The 16618-nt window shown below is 44.7% G+C and carries 15 protein-coding genes; 6 read left to right on the plus strand and 9 right to left on the minus strand.

Annotated features, from left to right (window positions below; translation table 11 throughout):
- Positions 1-32: 32 nt before the first annotated feature.
- Both purN and V7O62_RS09600 read right to left on the minus strand, forming a co-directional pair.
- The gene (gene purN / locus V7O62_RS09595; RefSeq protein WP_406656100.1) at positions 33-641 is read right to left on the minus strand and encodes a phosphoribosylglycinamide formyltransferase; all 609 of its coding nucleotides are present in this window, start codon (positions 639-641) and stop codon (positions 33-35) included.
- A 62-nt stretch (positions 642-703) separates the two neighbouring features.
- Positions 704-1675 carry a transcriptional regulator gene (locus V7O62_RS09600; protein WP_406656101.1) on the minus strand — a complete coding sequence of 324 codons (972 nt, stop codon included), beginning with the start codon at positions 1673-1675 and terminating at the stop codon, positions 704-706.
- A 266-nt stretch (positions 1676-1941) separates the two neighbouring features.
- Here V7O62_RS09600 and V7O62_RS09605 point away from each other — a divergent pair, with 266 nt between their 5' ends.
- Together V7O62_RS09605 and V7O62_RS09610 are read left to right on the plus strand one after the other, a co-directional pair.
- The gene (locus tag V7O62_RS09605) at positions 1942-3822 is read left to right on the plus strand and encodes a GAF domain-containing protein (RefSeq protein WP_406656102.1); all 1881 of its coding nucleotides are present in this window, start codon (positions 1942-1944) and stop codon (positions 3820-3822) included.
- 55 nt (positions 3823-3877) lie between these two features.
- Positions 3878-5182: a DUF1743 domain-containing protein gene (locus V7O62_RS09610; protein WP_406656104.1), complete on the plus strand. Its 1305-nt coding sequence runs from the start codon at positions 3878-3880 to the stop codon at positions 5180-5182.
- Positions 5183-5188: 6 nt separating this feature from the next.
- Here V7O62_RS09610 and V7O62_RS09615 read toward each other — a convergent pair whose 3' ends face one another.
- Complete coding sequence (locus V7O62_RS09615; RefSeq protein WP_406656105.1) at positions 5189-5986, minus strand: NAD+ synthase; 798 nt, start codon at positions 5984-5986, stop codon at positions 5189-5191.
- Between the two features lie 41 nt (positions 5987-6027).
- Positions 6028-6750 carry an RAD55 family ATPase gene (locus V7O62_RS09620; protein WP_406656107.1) on the minus strand — a complete coding sequence of 241 codons (723 nt, stop codon included), beginning with the start codon at positions 6748-6750 and terminating at the stop codon, positions 6028-6030.
- Between the two features lie 156 nt (positions 6751-6906).
- Here V7O62_RS09620 and V7O62_RS09625 point away from each other — a divergent pair, with 156 nt between their 5' ends.
- Positions 6907-7386 carry an NOB1 family endonuclease gene (locus V7O62_RS09625; protein WP_406656108.1) on the plus strand — a complete coding sequence of 160 codons (480 nt, stop codon included), beginning with the start codon at positions 6907-6909 and terminating at the stop codon, positions 7384-7386.
- Between the two features lie 56 nt (positions 7387-7442).
- Entirely contained in the window at positions 7443-8054 is a 612-nt protein-coding gene (locus V7O62_RS09630) for an orotate phosphoribosyltransferase-like protein (protein WP_406656109.1), read from the plus strand.
- Positions 8055-8084: 30 nt separating this feature from the next.
- Here V7O62_RS09630 and V7O62_RS09635 read toward each other — a convergent pair whose 3' ends face one another.
- Positions 8085-10208 (minus strand): OB-fold nucleic acid binding domain-containing protein, encoded by a 2124-nt coding sequence (locus tag V7O62_RS09635; protein ID WP_406656110.1) that lies wholly within the window; start codon positions 10206-10208, stop codon positions 8085-8087.
- A gap of 383 nt (positions 10209-10591) precedes the next feature.
- Here V7O62_RS09635 and V7O62_RS09640 point away from each other — a divergent pair, with 383 nt between their 5' ends.
- The gene (locus V7O62_RS09640) at positions 10592-11344 is read left to right on the plus strand and encodes a slipin family protein (protein ID WP_406658282.1); all 753 of its coding nucleotides are present in this window, start codon (positions 10592-10594) and stop codon (positions 11342-11344) included.
- A 14-nt stretch (positions 11345-11358) separates the two neighbouring features.
- Positions 11359-12696: an NfeD family protein gene (locus V7O62_RS09645; RefSeq protein ID WP_406656111.1), complete on the plus strand. Its 1338-nt coding sequence runs from the start codon at positions 11359-11361 to the stop codon at positions 12694-12696.
- 7 nt (positions 12697-12703) lie between these two features.
- Here the strand turns inward: V7O62_RS09645 and V7O62_RS09650 are convergent, their stop codons facing one another.
- The 4 genes from V7O62_RS09650 to V7O62_RS09665 all read right to left on the minus strand — a co-directional run bounded on the left by V7O62_RS09650 (position 12704) and on the right by V7O62_RS09665 (position 16598).
- On the minus strand, positions 12704-14026 hold the full coding sequence (locus V7O62_RS09650) for an AIR synthase-related protein (RefSeq protein ID WP_406656112.1): 1323 nt from the start codon (positions 14024-14026) through the stop codon (positions 12704-12706).
- Between the two features lie 12 nt (positions 14027-14038).
- Positions 14039-14647 (minus strand): imidazole glycerol phosphate synthase subunit HisH, encoded by a 609-nt coding sequence (gene hisH / locus V7O62_RS09655; RefSeq protein WP_406656113.1) that lies wholly within the window; start codon positions 14645-14647, stop codon positions 14039-14041.
- Between the two features lie 348 nt (positions 14648-14995).
- On the minus strand, positions 14996-15256 hold the full coding sequence (locus V7O62_RS09660) for a hypothetical protein (RefSeq protein ID WP_406656114.1): 261 nt from the start codon (positions 15254-15256) through the stop codon (positions 14996-14998).
- A gap of 46 nt (positions 15257-15302) precedes the next feature.
- A complete protein-coding gene (locus V7O62_RS09665) occupies positions 15303-16598 on the minus strand; it encodes a UDP-glucose dehydrogenase family protein (RefSeq protein WP_406656115.1) in 1296 nt (431 codons plus the stop codon).
- Positions 16599-16618: the final 20 nt, after the last annotated feature.

A 16618-nucleotide genomic window follows, 5' to 3' on the forward strand; every position in this document is an offset into this window, starting at 1 on the left:
TAATTATAAATTCCTGGGTAAATGAATCTAAGTTATGTGCGTACTACAATCCTGCCTTCCACTTTAAGTTTGCCCTCAACGAAAAGTTTTACCGCTTCGGGTAATATCTTATGTTCCTGTTCAAGGATGCGTGCGGAAAGGCTGTCCGCAGTGTCACCTTCAAGGACAGGTACGCATTTCTGTAATATGATCGGCCCTGTATCCATACCTTCATCGACAAAGTGCACTGTGCAGCCGGATATCTTTACTCCGTAATCGAAAGCTTGCTGCTGGCCATGTAATCCCTTAAAGGATGGAAGCAATGCCGGGTGGATGTTTATGATCCTGTTGGCATAGGCACTGATTATCTCCCTGCCTACTATGCGCATATAGCCGGCAAGAAGTACTAACCCTATTTCATATTCCTCAAGAGTTCTGAGTATTTCCTGCTCAAAAGCCAGCTTATTCCTGAAGGAAGAAGGGTCTATGAAAATAGCAGATATCCCATGATTTCGGGCCCGCTCCAGAGCATAGGTATCCTCTACATCACTAATAACAACCTTTATTGCTGCATTCTGGATATAGCCGTTTTCTATGTTGTCTATAACAGACTGTAGATTGGAGCCCCTTCCTGAAACAAGCACTGCGATGTTGGTAGTCATTGCTACTCCTAAAGGGATTTCCATATATTAGGGTTTTGGGCTTCCTCTCTTTTAAAAAAGAATCAGGTTTTAATGCTGGGCTTTTTCGTCCTCTCATCGATCAATTCCGCCAGCTCTTCAGTGCCGGATAACTGATCAAGTTCCCTTTTTTCGATAAGAACAGTGTTCTCAACATTCTGGGCTTTAATTTCCCCGTTGATGATGAACACTGATTTTGTCATTGTCACACATGAGATACTGCTCATAAGGTCAGCACGTTTTATCATTGCACTGCTGTAGTTGCTGATGCCTGTAAGTAGTGTGTCGGATGTATCCTTTGAGATGGCCCTGAAAGGTGCCTGGCTGGTTGACATCACCTGATATCCAAGTGTATGGAGCATATTTAATATTCCGTCATCAGGTGTTTGTTTTTCAATTGTCTCTTCCGGTGAAACTTCTATCCTTCCGAGTTTATCGAAACGCTGCAGCAGATCTATGGATTGCGCTAGGGCTACGTCGAGTATTTCCTCGAGATGCAGTACAATATCTATGGAAGCATCCATGTTGCCGTCTTCATACTTGCTTATTGTCCTGCGTGAAACTCCCAGTTCGGAGGCAAGTGATCCCAGTGACATGGAGACTTTCTGACGTGCTTCTTTTAGTACATCGCCATCTATCGATACATAGAGTCCTCCCGGTGATGCTGAAACAAGCGGGGGAGTATCTTCTACAAAATAATCATAAAAGGTCTGGACACTAACCGCAGGAATATCATAACGCATGTAAACTACACTATCTTCTAGCAGCTGGTTTCTGGTCTTTGCTCCTACAAGCAACGCCGAGCCACCCAGGTACCTTGCAAGGCATCTCATCTCCTTTGCAGTCTCTTCATTGAGGCCGTCGATATTGTATAACACCTTGCAGAAAAGGAGTGTTTCAGCATTCCTGGCCGCCAGATCGAAACTCCGGGGCCTTATGTTGCAGCGTTTTGAAACGATGAATCCTGCCTGTTTTAATACATCAACTATCTGATGTATTAGAATTTCCTTCGTCATTACAAAATAGGCTTTGTTTGCAGGTCTATATAAATATGTCTGTAATAATCCATTCACAATCCATTCGTGTTTTTTTACATAGTTGCCATTTTTACGTCCCAAATAGGCGTTTTGAGAAAATTTATTTATACACGGTCTAAAAGTATACTGTATATACAAAAAAAGATGAAAGAATCAACATATTACCCGCATATGAGCACTTAATTTAAAACGGGAATAATTCTTTCCAGAAAAAAGGTGTAAAATTGAATCCCAAATCATCGAGGATGGGTAGCAAATTTCCAAAAACAATTGCTATCTTTTTGTCAATAGGCATTTTTTTCTGGATATTTGATTCTGTAGTTGATTATCTTTTCTTTTATGAAGGCCTTCTCAGCGATTTAATGATATTCGATGTCCCTGCACACGAACTCTATGTGCGCTCTTCTTTCCTGATCTTTATGCTCATTTTAGGTATTCTGAGTTCAAAGATGATATGCGAACACGATAAAACATTGCAGGAAAGTGAACTGCGTTTCAGAAAAGCAGTTGAAGAGTTCCCTTTCTCTATCGTGCTTATGAATCAGAATGTTGATCCGGTATTCTTTAATAAAAAATTCACGGAAACCTTTGGCTATTCACCGGAAGATATTTCCACTATGGAAAAATGGTGGGAACTTGCCTACCCTGACGAGAAATACAGGGAAAAGGCCCGTTCTGCGTGGATCAATGCCGAAAAAGAAATGATGAATGAAGGGAAGGTTTGCCAGGCTGAATGGAAGGTGACATGCAAGGATGGTTCAGTAAAGGACATAGAGTTCCACTTTACCAGAACGAGCGATGAACAGTTTATGCTGATCTTCAGTGATGTGACCTCTAAGAAGGAAGCTGAAACTGCTCTTCTTCTGGATGATTTACGCCTGGAAGCATTACTTAAACTTAATCAAATGATGGATTCCACGGTCCATGAGATCACACTTTTCACCCTTGAAGAAGCTGTGAAGCTTACACAAAGCAAGGTTGGCTATCTTGGTTTCCTTAATAAGGATGAATCGTTAATAACAATAAATTCGTGGTCCAGAATATCAATGGAAATGTGTGGAATCGATTCTCTTCCACTTGAATACCGGGTAGCTGATGTGGGGATCTGGGGTGAGCCAATACGCCAGCGAAAACCTGTAATCATTAATGACTTCAAGGCTGACAATATCCAGAAAAAAGGTTATCCTGAAGGCCATGTGGAAATAAGGAATCATCTGGGGGTTCCAATCTTTGAAAATGATAAGATTGTTGTGCTTGCCGGTGTCGGGAATAAAGAAAAAGATTATGACAGTTCGGATGTCCGCCAGATGACGCTTCTTATGAATGGGATGTGGAACATTATCAAGAAAAAGAAAGATGCTGACCGGTTCAGGCAATACACAGAGGAACTGGCAAAAAAGAATGAGGAACTGGAATCACTGGATGTTATGAAAAATGAGTTCCTGTCTAATCTTACTCATGAACTAATGACTCCGCTTATATCTATAAAGGGCTATGGTGAACTTCTTTTTGAGGGACAGCTTGGTCCTCTCAATGAGAACCAGAACAAAAGCGTAGAAAACATTGTGCAAAGCTCTGAACGCCTTCATAAAAGAATAAACTCGTTGCTTTGCATGCAAAATGTGCAGTCGGACAATATACAATATGACCTTGATGTAATTCATATAAGCGATCTTTTAGAAAAAGTTCTCTATGAAGCTTCTCTTTCCCAGGATGAAGAACTTCCTATGATTAAAAAAGAAGTGCCGATCTCCCTTCCTTTGGTGCTCGGTAATCTGATTTATCTGGAAATAGTATTTTCTCATCTCCTTGAAAATGCAGTCAAGTTTACTCCGGTTACTGGGTCTATTACAGTTTTTGCATATTCAGATAATGATAGTTTACATGTTATTTTCCAGGATACCGGTATTGGTATCCCTGAGGGAAGAATACCTGATATTTTCAAGCTTTTTTATCAGGTAGATGGTTCGCTGGCTCGCAAATACGGAGGAAATGGAGTTGGCCTGTATCTTTGCAAGAGTATTGTCGAAGGTCACGGTGGAACTATCGAACTGAAAAGTGTGCCCGGCGAGGGTACACAGGTCGAAGTTATTCTCCCTGTTATGAAAATAACCAATCTTCCCTGACTTATTCCTCATGCGGAATCATTAATTGTGATCAGGAATATGTGTTAGTGATTCGATGAGCAGCGATCATATCAAAATGGTTATCGGAATTGATGATACTGATTCCAGGGAAGGCATGTGTACAACGTATCTCGGAGCCCTGCTTATGGATGAGCTTTCGTCATTTTGTAAGCATACTGGCGATCCTTTGCTTATTCGCCTGAATCCTACAATTCCCTATAAGACACGGGGAAATGCTTCTGTTGCTTTCTGTGTAGAATGCCGGGAACCTGATGAGGTGATCGATCATGTAGTCTCAAGAATTTCCTCTCTTGCAGAACTGGACTGTGAAAATACTAATCCGGGAGTTGTTTTTGTACTTGAGACTGATTTCACAGAAACTAAGACTGAACTTGGTGATTTTTTCAGGAGTGCAGTGAAGGATGTTATTGTAATTGATGAGGCAAAGGCACTTGCAGGTAAGCTTGGCCTGACTTTCAGGGCTTTTAAGAACGGACGTGGCTTGATAGGCGCACTTGCAGCATGCGGAGCAATGTTGAATCCGGGCTGGGACCACAGTTATGAATACCTTACATACAGAAAAAAAGAATTGTGGGGTACTCCTCGCTTTGTTGACAGCAACTCCCTTTATGAGGCAGACGAATCCACATATCCTGAAACATGGGACTCTGTTGACAGAGCAAACAGGGTTGCTGTATGTGTACCTCGCTCTCCCGATCCGGTGCTTTACGGAATCAGAGGTAACAGCAGGCAGGCAGTTTCAAAAGCCGTGGAGCTGATCCGATCAGAGGATACTGAACGTTCATGCATATACAAAACCAATCAGGGGACTGATATGCACCTTCTTCGTGCAACATGTATAGATGATATTTGTGAAATGCACTCCTATATACTGGAAGGAACCGTTGAAACCGCTGCAAATACAATCAAAGGGGGCCATTCCATATTCGTACTAAGTGATGATTCCGGGAAAACTATTGATTGTGCAGCCTTTGAACCGACAAAAAATTTCAGGGATGTGATCCGCAGACTTATTCCTGGGGACAGGATCGTTGTATATGGCAGTGTTATGGATGTTACTCTGAATATTGAGAAGATCAATATTCTGTCACTGGCGCAAATGAGTGAAAAAAGGAATCCTGAATGTCCTTCCTGTGGAAAGAGAATGAAATCCGCAGGTGCTGAGCAGGGATATAGGTGCAAGAAATGCGGGACAAGTGCACAGGACCCTGAAACAGTATCTCTGGAAAGAAATATTGAAAAAGGGTTCTACGAGGTGCCACCCTGTGCCAGAAGACATCTGGCAAAACCTCTTGCCAGATTCAAAGTTTCGGATGCCGTCCTTTTCCCCGGCAGATGAGTGCGATTATACTGTGATGTATGATGTCCTGAGAGAGTCCAGGTCCGCAGCAGGAGGAGCTTTTCGTTTATGGAGGTTCGCATGTATTCTTGCGACTACCGAATCCCGCTGCTGGGCTGTTATTCCCAATATGTTCTGTGCCATCTGGGGACTTTCTCCTTCAAGAAGCAGCATCAAAAACCTGTCGACTTTCTCATAGCTTATCCCCAACTCTTCTTCGTCTGTCTGGCCGGCCCAAAGTCCTGCAGAAGGTGCTTTATCTATTACACCTACGGGTGCCTCGACAAGGTGTGCCATTTCCCTTACTTCAGTCTTGTACAGGTCCCCGATGGGCTCGAGGTCAACACCGCCGTCGCCGTATTTTGTAAAGTAGCCAAGCAGTATCTCCGTTTTGTTGCCTGTTCCCATGACCATCCTTCCCATGATATTGGCATAATAATAGAGTATTGACATGCGTATCCTTGCCTTTAGGTTACCGTTAGCATGGTTGGAAGCCTGTCCACTTTCAGGTATTACTTCCATGAAAGTTGCAAGGGGGCCTGAAATGTCGATGGTCTTGAATTCGATACCAAGGCGTTCTGCAACCTCCGTTGCATCAAGAACATCTTCCGCAGGGGTGAGATTGAGCTCAGGCATGTGGATTCCCAGCACATTCTCTTTACCAAGGGCTTCAACAGTAAGGTATGCTGTCAAAGCTGAATCAATACCCCCGCTAATTCCTACAACAGCTCCTTTTACTCCTGCTTCCTTTGCTCTTTCCCTTATGAAATCAACAATAATATCCTTGGCTTTACTGATGTCCATGTTACCAGACCTGCTATTTTAGAGACTATCGGCAATTATGCTTAATCTTTTTTGCCCTGGGATATTGACAATTTTATACCCTCGTCGGTTATATCATAAATAATAGGATCTAGTGAAATTTCTGTTCCTCTCATCTTGGGAATATGCATGAAGCGCTCCATTTTTCCTGTATATGGATTTTCCTTAACCATCAATTTGATTGTCCCGTATGTGGAGTACTCGGCAATCCTGTGCGTGAGTTCATGGGCCGTTCCATCCATCATCAACAAAGATGTCATTTTTTGTACCGAGAGCAGGTAAGTCAATGTCTCCAGTTTATCTCTGAATGCCCTGAGCTCGGTTCCGATGGAAAAAGTGCCTATGTTGTCAACAACAATTACCTCTACATCATCTTCTATAAGGTGTGTGAGATTGTTGAGATCATCAAGATGCATACTACTTGTATCATACAGGCCATCAGTTGAAATTCCGGTATATGAAGTTCTCATCTCCAGTACGCGCATTACCGAAAAGCAATCGTTCTCAAAGAAGGGCTCAAGATCAAAACCCAACATTTTTGCATGGAGAAGTATCTTTTCAGGTGTCTCTTCAGTAGCTATCATCATACATTTCTTGCCTTCTACGCATGCCTGATGAAGAAACTGAATCCCCAAAATTGTCTTCCCGGTACCTGGCTCTCCGGTTATGAGAATAGATTCTCCTGCCGGATAGCCTCCCTGTAACTTTTTGTCAAGTTTGGATATGCCTGTAGATAACCTGGCCATTATAATCATATTTATTTATATAAATTAAATATATATACTATTCTGTTATGTGCTAATGATTTGAGTATGTCCTGTATTTTGCACTGCCAGGGTCATATGTCAGGTTCCGGGAAATATCCAAAGAGTTAATCTGGATCGGATACATTATGATGGGTAATGGTTTACTATATCGCCGATTCAGCAGTTTTTATTATGGGAAAAGATCTTGATCCCGGAATGATCATAACGGTCAGTTCCGTTGTGGAAGAACTCAGGAGTCCTGAAGCTTCGCTGAGATTCGAACTTGCCCTTGAAGGCGGTGCAAGGGTGGAACTGCCTGATCCTGCCATGAGAAAAAAGGTGCTCAAAGTTGCCAGGGATACACGGGATGCCGAGGAATTATCGGCAACAGATATAGATATACTTTCCAAGGCCCTTGAGTATGGGAATGAAGCTGTGTTGTTCTCCGATGACTATGCAGTTCAGAATGTTGCGGAAGTGTTGGGCATAAAAGTAATGCCTGTGGTTCAGAAAAAGATACGTGATGTGCTCCAGTGGGAAAAAGAATGTACGGGATGCCGCAGGCGCTTTGACACCGGAGAAGTCTGTGAGGTTTGTGGGTGTACCTTGAAAAAAAGGCGTAAAAGAAAAATATAACATCTTTCACATGTATTAGGAACTAATGAATCTTATCTTACGATAGCGGGGTTCACATGAAGAATATTGATAAATTGATCCAGAAAGCTGAGGAGTTGCAGGCTAACGGGCTTGTTACAAGGCAGATAGCAGATGAATTGAATGTTTCAAGGGACACGGTTACATGGCTTTTGACCCGTTCCAAAAAAGAAGAGGTTCCTCCTGCTCCCAAGGACATCTCCGTTAACTGGAGCAATATCGGCACAAGTGCTTTCAGACTCCGCCACATTGGTATTGCTCTTTGTGATATGGTACTTGATTCCCTGGAAAAAGCAGGCACCCAGGCAGAAGTCATTGTCGGAATCGGCCTTAGTGGTGTTCCCCTTGCGAGTCTCATGGCGGATGAACTTGAGCTTGAACTCTCTGTCTACCACGCGTACAACGAGCAAAGTGAAGAGGCGCAGACCAGAGGTGCGTTCAGCAGAAACTTTGCAAGTATTAAAGACAAGAAATGCGTGATTGTTGACGATGTCATTACAACAGGAAGCACAATGAATGATGTAATCGATCACCTGAGGATAGCAGGTGCTAAACCGGTTGCAGTTGCAGTTCTTGTTGATAAAAGTGGTTCAACATCACTCTCTGAGGTGCCTGTGAACTCACTGGTCCGCATAGTGCGGGTTGACTGAATATTTGTTTTTTAAAAAAAGGTAGAAGTATTAATCTACTTCTACGACTCCTATTTTTTCTGCAAGCTTGGACAGGACGTCGGTACGCATACCTTCCACGAACTTGATGCTGCCTACGACAAGGTGACCTCCTCCGTTGACTCCGCCGCCTTTTACTTCGTCATGGAGTTCCCTTACCATCTGTGGGATATTCATCCTGACGCCCTTTGAACGAATGACTGCAAAGTCAGGACCATAACCCAGGGTTATCACAGGTTTGCCTTCAAATTTTTTGCACAGGCGGTCATGGACTTCTCCTGACGTCTTTCCCGGTGGAGGGAAGGTGAATTTGTGGGCATAGTTCTCGACATCCAGGACATTCAACAGTGCTCCGTTTGGAAGTGTCTGCGTTTTAACGTGGGCCATGCATACGTCTATCTGCTCATCTATCATCTCGTTTGCCTGCTCACACAGTAGTTTCACGAGATTCTTGTGTACTTTTGTATCACCAAAGTTGAGTATGTCATCAAGTATACCTTTTCCGTTGTTGAACTTGAGCCAATATGCTTCAAAGTCAAGTGCAAGAGCAATATCTTTCAAATCCTGCAAGGAGTATGTGTCCGATACCATCTCGATATACTTTTTCGCCTCTTCAGCCTCAGAACGGTCCCCAACGGCCGCAACTGCAGGCAGATGCTTTATCTGCTCCTCAACTTCCGGGTTTATCATGCGTGCTACTTCTGTACACAACATTCCTGCTGTCATGCCAAAGTCGCCGCCAACGTGTGCGGGGTTCACATGTGCTATAAGGTAATCGTCAACTTCTTTGTCCGGATGATGGTGGTCCACTACGACCATCTCGATGCCGTATACCCTGGCCTGTTTCATGGCAGGCACGTCCTCAAGTGTAGAACCGTTGTCGACACTTACGACAAGGGGCATCTTCTGGCCGTGACGTGCTGCATCTTCAAGTGCAAAACTTATGTCACGTACAACATCCGTTATCTCATAGAAAGGTGCCTTGGAAGGGGCTCTCTTGTAAAAATAGTATTCTCCGTCCTGGCCGTTAACTTCACGTATAAGGGGTAAAATTGCTTTTTCAATTGCTATGGCGGCTGTCATTCCGTCTGCATCCGCATGGTGGCGGAGCAGTATGGGAATCGATTTGATGACTGCCTTGCGTATCTCCTTTGCAACTTTCATCATGGCGGGCCTGAGTTTCTCAAGAACTTCACTTTCTACCATGAACTCCACACTGTGTGGTTCTGCTCTCCTGTCAAGAGCGGCCTCTATCCGTTTCAATATTTCGGATTCTTTCGGTCCGCTCAACTTCTTAAGACTTTTAATCTCAAGTTGTACGCTGTCACCACGGGAAGTTATCTCTCCTGTTGCAGAAACAATCATATCCGAGCTTATGTGCGGGTAGGCTCTTTCTCCTGCACTCTCAAAAGCAGCAGCAGATACCTGACCTGTCTCGTCAGCAATGGTAAATATGGTCGGTCCTGCAGTTTGCTTTACCTGTATGACCTCTCCTTCCAGTCTTACACTCATGCCTACAAGTTCGGAAGCCTCGGATGCGAATTTAACGGGCAAGCCTTTCTCAAGCTCAACTGTCTGGTATTCCTTTATTTTTACCGGTAAGAGGTCCAGTTTACCTTTTGGCCTGATCTCTTTGACCCCGACTATGACCGGTTCACCGACTTTAAGTTCTTCTTTTATGTTGCTGGAATGTATCAGTCCTCTGAGACTGGAGTTCATGTCGACGAAAACTCCAAAATCAGCAAGGTTCCTGACAACCGCGTGGTAATACTTCCCTACTTCTACCTCATTGATGTCGCAGGAATCATCAAGTTTGTACACAATCTGCTTTTTTGCGCAGCCGGAGCATACTTCTTCACCGTTGTACAGGTCAGCTATTGAATTTCCGCATATCTTGCAGGTATAAAAGGCGCCTTTTCCGTCGCAGACGACACAAGGTTCTCTTGCTTCAATCTCGCCTGTTCCGCCGCAGCGGTTACAGTTTGAACCGTTTTTGAGAAAGCTGTTGACATCCTTCTCGGAAAGTTTCATAAGATCTATAGATTTTGATTTCCCAGCCCCTTTGCATTCGGGGCATTTATTTGAGCCGACGACCTTGTAGCCTTTTCCGCCGCACTCCTGACATTTTTCGCTCATTATATCAAGTCTTAAATGGTGTATGTTAGATTTATGTCTTTGCGTGTATAATCATTTTATTTATATATCTTCAACATTCAAGTGTGCTTGCTGACTATGTTTTCATTCGTGAGGTTTGAAATTATTAACATCAAAATCAATCACATTAATAAAGAATAAAATAGTTCTATTGTTTGCTGGGCCTGAAGGTTATTGATCCAATGATAACAATTTGCTATCATGCTTTCGTGTACAATCCCCTCAAACCAGATTTCAGGCCCGTCTCCTATACCTCTTCATATTCACGTTTCTAACTTTTAACCGATGTGTTTTTAATTTCCGCCCTCTTTTTACTAACTATATATGTTGCTAGCGAGGAGCGTGTTATAGTGGTTAATGGTGAAATTCTTATACTGGTAGTGGCAGTTTTTGCCTTCATAGTTCTATCAAAAGCGATACAGATAGTAAAGGAATATGAACGTGTGGTAATTTTCCGTTTAGGGCGATTGAGTGGGGTGAAAGGCCCCGGTCTGTTCTTCATCATCCCTATCATAGATACGGTGGTGAAAGTGGACCTTCGTGTGGTTACCATAGATGTTCCCAAACAGGTGGTTATCACCAAGGACAATGTCACCGTTGCAGTTGATGCTGTTATTTATTACAAGGTTATAGAGCCCTCAAAGGCTGTCAATGAAGTTGAGAACTACAGGTATGCTACATCGACCCTGTCCCAGACAACCCTCCGTGATGTAATCGGTCAGATCGAACTGGATGATGTTCTGTCCAAGAGAGAGGAAATAAACCTTCAGATACAGGAACTGTTGGATGCTTCCACGGATCCCTGGGGTATCAAGGTTACCAATGTAACGATAAGAGATGTGAGCATTGACGAGACAATGCTGCGTGCAATTGCAAAACAGGCAGAGGCAGAACGTGAGAAGCGTGCCCGTATGATCCTTGCAGACGGTGAGTTCAATGCTGCTGAGAAGATGAAGGAAGCTGCCAGGTTGTATGAACAGGCACCGGTAACCATAAAATTGAGAGAATTGCAAACACTGGCAGAGATTTCCAGGGAAGGGAACATGATAGTGGTCTCGAACTCTACTGATGTGGGTGAAATTGCAGCTATGTCAAAGGCATTTGTAGAGAAAAGCTGAGCCAAAGGAGTAATATGAAATCGCAGCAAAGCCTTTGTATTCTCCTTATTTTACTTTTTTTTGTGCTTCCTGCCTTGGCACCGGGCATAGCATCAGCTCAGGAAGAGCGGAGAGTACTGGTTCTTGAGATATCCGATTCCATCACACCGGTCACTGATGATATTGTTGCCGATGCTATCGCTTTTGCGGAAAGGGAGGATTATGAGGCTCTTGTAATAACGTTGAATACTCCCGGGGGGGGTCTTGATGAGACTCTCAATATTGTGGAGCAGATTGCAGTTACCGATGTGCCTGTGATCGGCTATGTTTATCCGGAGGGTACGCAGGCATGGTCTGCCGGGACGCTCATTCTTATCAGTACGGATATTGCTGCAATGGCTCCGTTTACTGTCATCGGCTCTGCCCAGCCTGTGACCGTGACTCCAAGTGGTACTGAACCTGTTAATGATTCCAAGGTCGTAAATGCCCTGGTGACACGTGCAACTGAGAATGCCGAGAAACACGGTCGTAACCAGACTGCTGCTGCCGAGTTCATTACTGAGAACCTGAATCTTGATGCTGATACTGCCCTTGAATATGGGGTGATAGAGTATGTGTCTCCATCCGTCGAGGATCTGCTTGTGCAGGTTGACGGTGATGAGGTAAAGGGCAGGGTGCTTGAGACAGAAGGTGCCACTATCGTGAACTATGAGACACCTTTAAGGCTTGCTTTCATGAATATCATATCCAACCCTATTGTCTCTTCGTTGCTGCTGTTATTGGGTATCTATGCGATAATACTCGGGATCTCAAATCCCGGATTTGGTGCAGAACTGTTCGGAGTCGTGGCTATTGCACTTGGTCTCATAGGTACCGGTTTTGATGTTAGCATCGGGGCTGTTTTCCTCATCCTGGTAGGTATTGGTCTGCTAGTGCTGGAATTTCAGGCACCGGGTTTCGGGATATTCGGGATTGCAGGGCTTGTGTGTATTGTTGCTGGAAGCGTGCTTCTTGCTCCAACGGATTTCCCGCGAAACTACACTCCTGCGGACTTCCAGAGGACTATATTGGTTTCAGTAGTAGCTCCGACTATCCTGATAGGTGTTTTCCTGCTTTTTGCTCTGTACAAGGTTGTGGAAGTCAGAAAACGCAAACCACAGTTCGGTGAGCTTCTGGGTGAGACGGCAATTGTCATCAGGCCCATTGAACCAGGAAGTGAAGGCTATGTGCTACACAGAGGAGAATATTGGAAGGCTCGTTCGAAGGTATCGATAGAGAAAGGAGAAAAGGTCACGATACTGAAAAAGGATGGTGTACTTGTTATCGTGAAACCTTTGAAGAAAAAAGATGACTATGACGATATAGATTGGTAATCGTTGTCTATTTTTTTCTGACTTTCTCAACAACACGTGCTTTTTTGCTTACGGCCTCAAGAGTTGCCTTGTCAATGGCTTTTTGCATCTCTGCAAAGTCACGGGGCTCTTCTTCGCCTATCATTTTTTTGATGGGTGTGTATGCGGATTCCCTGAAGCGTGGGGTGAAGTCTCTCATTTCCCCGTCGATTTCGATCATGGCACCGCTACCTTCCTCAACTTTTCCTATGATGCTTATGTCGACTCCGGCTGACCTTATGGTTTCCATGATGCTTTCAGCCACTTCTCCGGGAGCGATGATGAGAAGGGCGTCCAGTGAGACTCCCAGATAGTCGATTTCCAGGGATTCGAGCATGTCAAGTACAACGGGGTTAACAAGCTTTCTCATTTCCTGCTCCCGGAATACCAGCCTGACGCCTGCGGTTCTTGATATCTCCTTTGCGTCACCGCGTATACCGCCGTTGGTTACGTCTGTCATTGCGTGTATATGTTTTACAAGTCCTGAGTCCAGGAGTTTTTCACATGCTTCCAGGAACTTTATGTTGATTGTCTCGTCAACAACCTCGTGCATTCCGTAGTACAGTGCTGCTGTGGATATGGTGCCTCCGCCTGCTCCTTCGGTCATGAGGATTACATCACCGACCTGAGTCTGCTCGCGTGCGGTGAGGTCTGATGAAACACCCACTGCTCCGACGCCACCTGTCATGCGTTCACCGATGACCATGTCACCGCCTATCCTGAGAGTACTTCCGGTTATGAGTGGTATCCCGGAAAGTTCGGCAACGGCTGTGATGCCTGCGATGTGGTCCAGTATCTTGCCGACGTCCCCGTCATCAGCTACGTGGATGTCCGAGAGCATTGCCACGGGACGTGCACCCATTACGTATACATCCCTCAGGGCTGCACGGGCTACGTGGAAACCTGCAAGGAAGGGGAAGTCGCTTAAGCGGGAATGTATCCCGTCAACGGTCAGTATGATGTATTCTCCGGCTTCCTTTGTCTTGACAACACCTGAGTCATCAAGGTGTGTGGTGTCAACCACAGCATTGGTCTTGCCGATGACTTCCGCTATCTTTTCATGGGTATAGAAATCGCCGATGCCTCTTGAACCTACACCGAATTCTCCCATGCTGATGCCGGATATGGTGGGCTCGAGCACATCTCCGCTTACATTGATGGTGGCCTCTGCTTCTACGATGGTAGCCCTGGCAAGGCTGCGGGCATGTTCTTCAGTAGTCTTTTTTACTTCCTGTATCCTTGAGGTGAGCTTTTCCTCAAGATCGGGGTCATTGTTCCTGATCCCTCTTTTTGCGTAGCCTTCGATGTCCATGTTTGCCTCTTTTTAACACATTGCCACGAAGTTTTCGAGCATCTTCAGGCCCATATCTCCGCTTTTTTCCGGGTGGAACTGCGTGCCTATGACATTACCTGCGTTGTTGACTACAGATGCTGCAAACTGTTCTCCGTACTCGCATGAGGCAAGTGTATTTTCTTCTTTTGTATCTACGTAGAAGGAATGCACGAAATACACATAGGTATTATCGGGTATGCCTTCGAAAAAAGGATGTTTGCTGTTTATACTGATGGAATTCCAGCCCATGTGGGGAACCTTGAGATCGGAATGCGGAAACCTCTGGACCTCACCTTTGATAAGATCAAGTCCGGGCGTGTGGCCGCCTTCTTCTGACTTGCTCATTAGTATCTGCTGTCCAAGGCAGATTCCAAGCATTGGCTTCCCGGAATCCACATACTCGTTTATGGTATCAAGCAGCCCTGCAATGTTCTTCATTGCATCTTTGAATGCGCCGACTCCCGGCAGGATGACCCCGTCTGCGCTTTTAATTTCGGCAGGATCACTGGATATGACTACATTGGCACCTGCGTATTCAAGCCCCTTGAGAACACTTCTGAGGTTACCGAGTCCGTAATCGATGATGACAATCTTTTTCATGAAGATTTAAAGCAGGGTTTTGGTACATGAATGTAACGATTATTGTTCTTCACATTATCGTATTTTCAACTTTGATTTATATAGTAGAAGATGAAACTCGTTACATAATCAACATCAAAACAGTGTCATAAGTTTTGCAAAATTACTTAAAAGAGCTTCTCCAAACCCAGTAATTTAGGTTAATTTGCATGCTTTCGAATTTGTGAGGTATGAATGGATATTATAACAATCGTAACTGTAGCGAACGCTATATTTGAATTAATATGCAATCTTGAGAAAATAATCAACAAGTTCAAAAAGAAAAAAGGTACCTGAAAGTTGACTATTAATTTTTCTTCCCTTCGATTTTCATTCAGGCGTCTGAAGGGTTATATTCTCGGGAGTGACGTTGATAACGTAGTATTTTTGTTTATCTATCATTATGTAGGATGCTCTCTTTGGAAAGAAAAGATTCAGGCCATGTCCCCGATTACCTTTAGAGGAGAGCAGACCGATAGAAAAGGTATTCTCTGAATTGATTCCACAATATACCATGTGCACGGCTTTCCCGAAGATACTCCCTGTTATCATCCTGCTTTCGCCGGTTCCAAGGATAAACGTTTCTCCCATACTTTGTCCTCTTCTCCTGTGCAGTTATTTTGTTTGCCTTACCTGTTTACCAGCAGATTCCCTCGTAATCAATCTCCATACTGAGCTTTTTCGGGTCTATCATCTTCCTACCATCTATGACAACCTTTCCTGCCATGAGCCCGAACTCCTTGTCCAGTTTCCTGAACTCATCCCATTCGGTCATGATCAGGCATCCTTCGGCCTCTTCGAGGGCCTCGGATGAGGTCTTGCAATAGGTGATGTCGTGGAACACTTTTTTCATGCTTTCCTCGGCCATTGGATCGTAGGCTGCGATGTCTGTGCCCTGGCGCAGGAGTTCGGTGATGACAGGAATTGAACGTGATTCGCGAATGTCGTCTGTGTCATTCTTGAAGGCTAGCCCGAGTACTGCTATCCTTTTGTTCTTAAGTTCTCCAAGTTTGCCCTGAAGTAATTCCACCATCTTCAGAGGCTGACGATCGTTTACATCCACCACGGATTCAAGAAGCTGAGGTTTATAGTCGATTTCATTGGCCTTGCCGATAATGGCCTTGACGTCTTTGGGGAAACACGAGCCCCCAAAGCCCGCACCACAATTGAGGAACCTGCGCTCGATCCTGAAGTCTGTGCCTACGGCATCCATGACCTCGTAAGTGTCGATGCCAAGCTGTTTGCAGATATTGCCGACTTCGTTGGCGAAAGATATCTTGGTTGCCAGGAATGAGTTGTTGACGTACTTGATCATCTCGGCAGTTCTTGGATTGGTGTGTGTGACCTTGCAATTAAGCCCCCGATAGAGTTCTGACACCACAAAGCCAGACCTCTCATCAATTGCACCCACTACGATCTTGTCCGGGTTCATGAAATCATAAACGGCTTTGCCTTCTCTCAAAAATTCAGGGTTCATCACGATCCCGAAGTCTTTTCCGGCTTTTTTGCCGGAGTTCTCTTCAACTATGGGAAGCACCACTTTCTCGGTGGTCTCAGGCACAACGGTGCTCTTAACCACAACCACATGGTAGTGGTCTTTTTTGGCGATGGCCTTGCCAAGACTGGCACTTGCAGCCTTAACAATGGAGAGGTCGATACTCCCGTCTTTTCCCGAGGGTGTCCCCACGCAGATAAAAGATGCATCGGAGTTCTGCACGGCATAGTCATAATCTGGTGTAGCAATGAGTGTCTTCTGTGAGTACTTTTCCAGCAGCTCATCCAGACCCTCCTCCCATATGGGAGCCCTGCCGGAATTGATCATCTCTACTTTTTTCTCATCGATATCGATACAGATAACCTCGTGGCCGAGTTCTGCAAAACAGGCTGCAGAGACTGAGCCTACGTAGCCGGAACCTATGATTGATACTTTCATGATGTGATTCACCCAGGAAT

Source organism: Methanolobus sp. ZRKC2, from assembly GCF_045291185.1.
In the GTDB taxonomy this organism is placed as follows: Archaea; Halobacteriota; Methanosarcinia; order Methanosarcinales; family Methanosarcinaceae; genus Methanolobus.

What these genes read in the sequence shown, in the direction of transcription:
- V7O62_RS09635 (WP_406656110.1), bottom strand. Translation starts at nt 10,208, where the DNA reads ATGAGCGAAAAATGTCAGGAGTGCGGCGGAAAAGGCTACAAGGTCGTC.
- V7O62_RS09645 (WP_406656111.1), top strand. Translation starts at nt 11,359, where the DNA reads ATGAAATCGCAGCAAAGCCTTTGTATTCTCCTTATTTTACTTTTTTTT.
- V7O62_RS09625 (WP_406656108.1), top strand. Translation starts at nt 6,907, where the DNA reads ATGGTTTACTATATCGCCGATTCAGCAGTTTTTATTATGGGAAAAGAT.
- V7O62_RS09610 (WP_406656104.1), top strand. Translation starts at nt 3,878, where the DNA reads ATGAGCAGCGATCATATCAAAATGGTTATCGGAATTGATGATACTGAT.
- V7O62_RS09665 (WP_406656115.1), bottom strand. Translation starts at nt 16,598, where the DNA reads ATGAAAGTATCAATCATAGGTTCCGGCTACGTAGGCTCAGTCTCTGCA.
- V7O62_RS09605 (WP_406656102.1), top strand. Translation starts at nt 1,942, where the DNA reads ATGGGTAGCAAATTTCCAAAAACAATTGCTATCTTTTTGTCAATAGGC.
- V7O62_RS09660 (WP_406656114.1), bottom strand. Translation starts at nt 15,256, where the DNA reads ATGGGAGAAACGTTTATCCTTGGAACCGGCGAAAGCAGGATGATAACA.
- purN (WP_406656100.1), bottom strand. Translation starts at nt 641, where the DNA reads ATGACTACCAACATCGCAGTGCTTGTTTCAGGAAGGGGCTCCAATCTA.
- V7O62_RS09615 (WP_406656105.1), bottom strand. Translation starts at nt 5,986, where the DNA reads ATGGACATCAGTAAAGCCAAGGATATTATTGTTGATTTCATAAGGGAA.
- V7O62_RS09600 (WP_406656101.1), bottom strand. Translation starts at nt 1,675, where the DNA reads ATGACGAAGGAAATTCTAATACATCAGATAGTTGATGTATTAAAACAG.
- V7O62_RS09630 (WP_406656109.1), top strand. Translation starts at nt 7,443, where the DNA reads ATGAAGAATATTGATAAATTGATCCAGAAAGCTGAGGAGTTGCAGGCT.
- hisH (WP_406656113.1), bottom strand. Translation starts at nt 14,647, where the DNA reads ATGAAAAAGATTGTCATCATCGATTACGGACTCGGTAACCTCAGAAGT.
- V7O62_RS09650 (WP_406656112.1), bottom strand. Translation starts at nt 14,026, where the DNA reads ATGGACATCGAAGGCTACGCAAAAAGAGGGATCAGGAACAATGACCCC.
- V7O62_RS09620 (WP_406656107.1), bottom strand. Translation starts at nt 6,750, where the DNA reads ATGGCCAGGTTATCTACAGGCATATCCAAACTTGACAAAAAGTTACAG.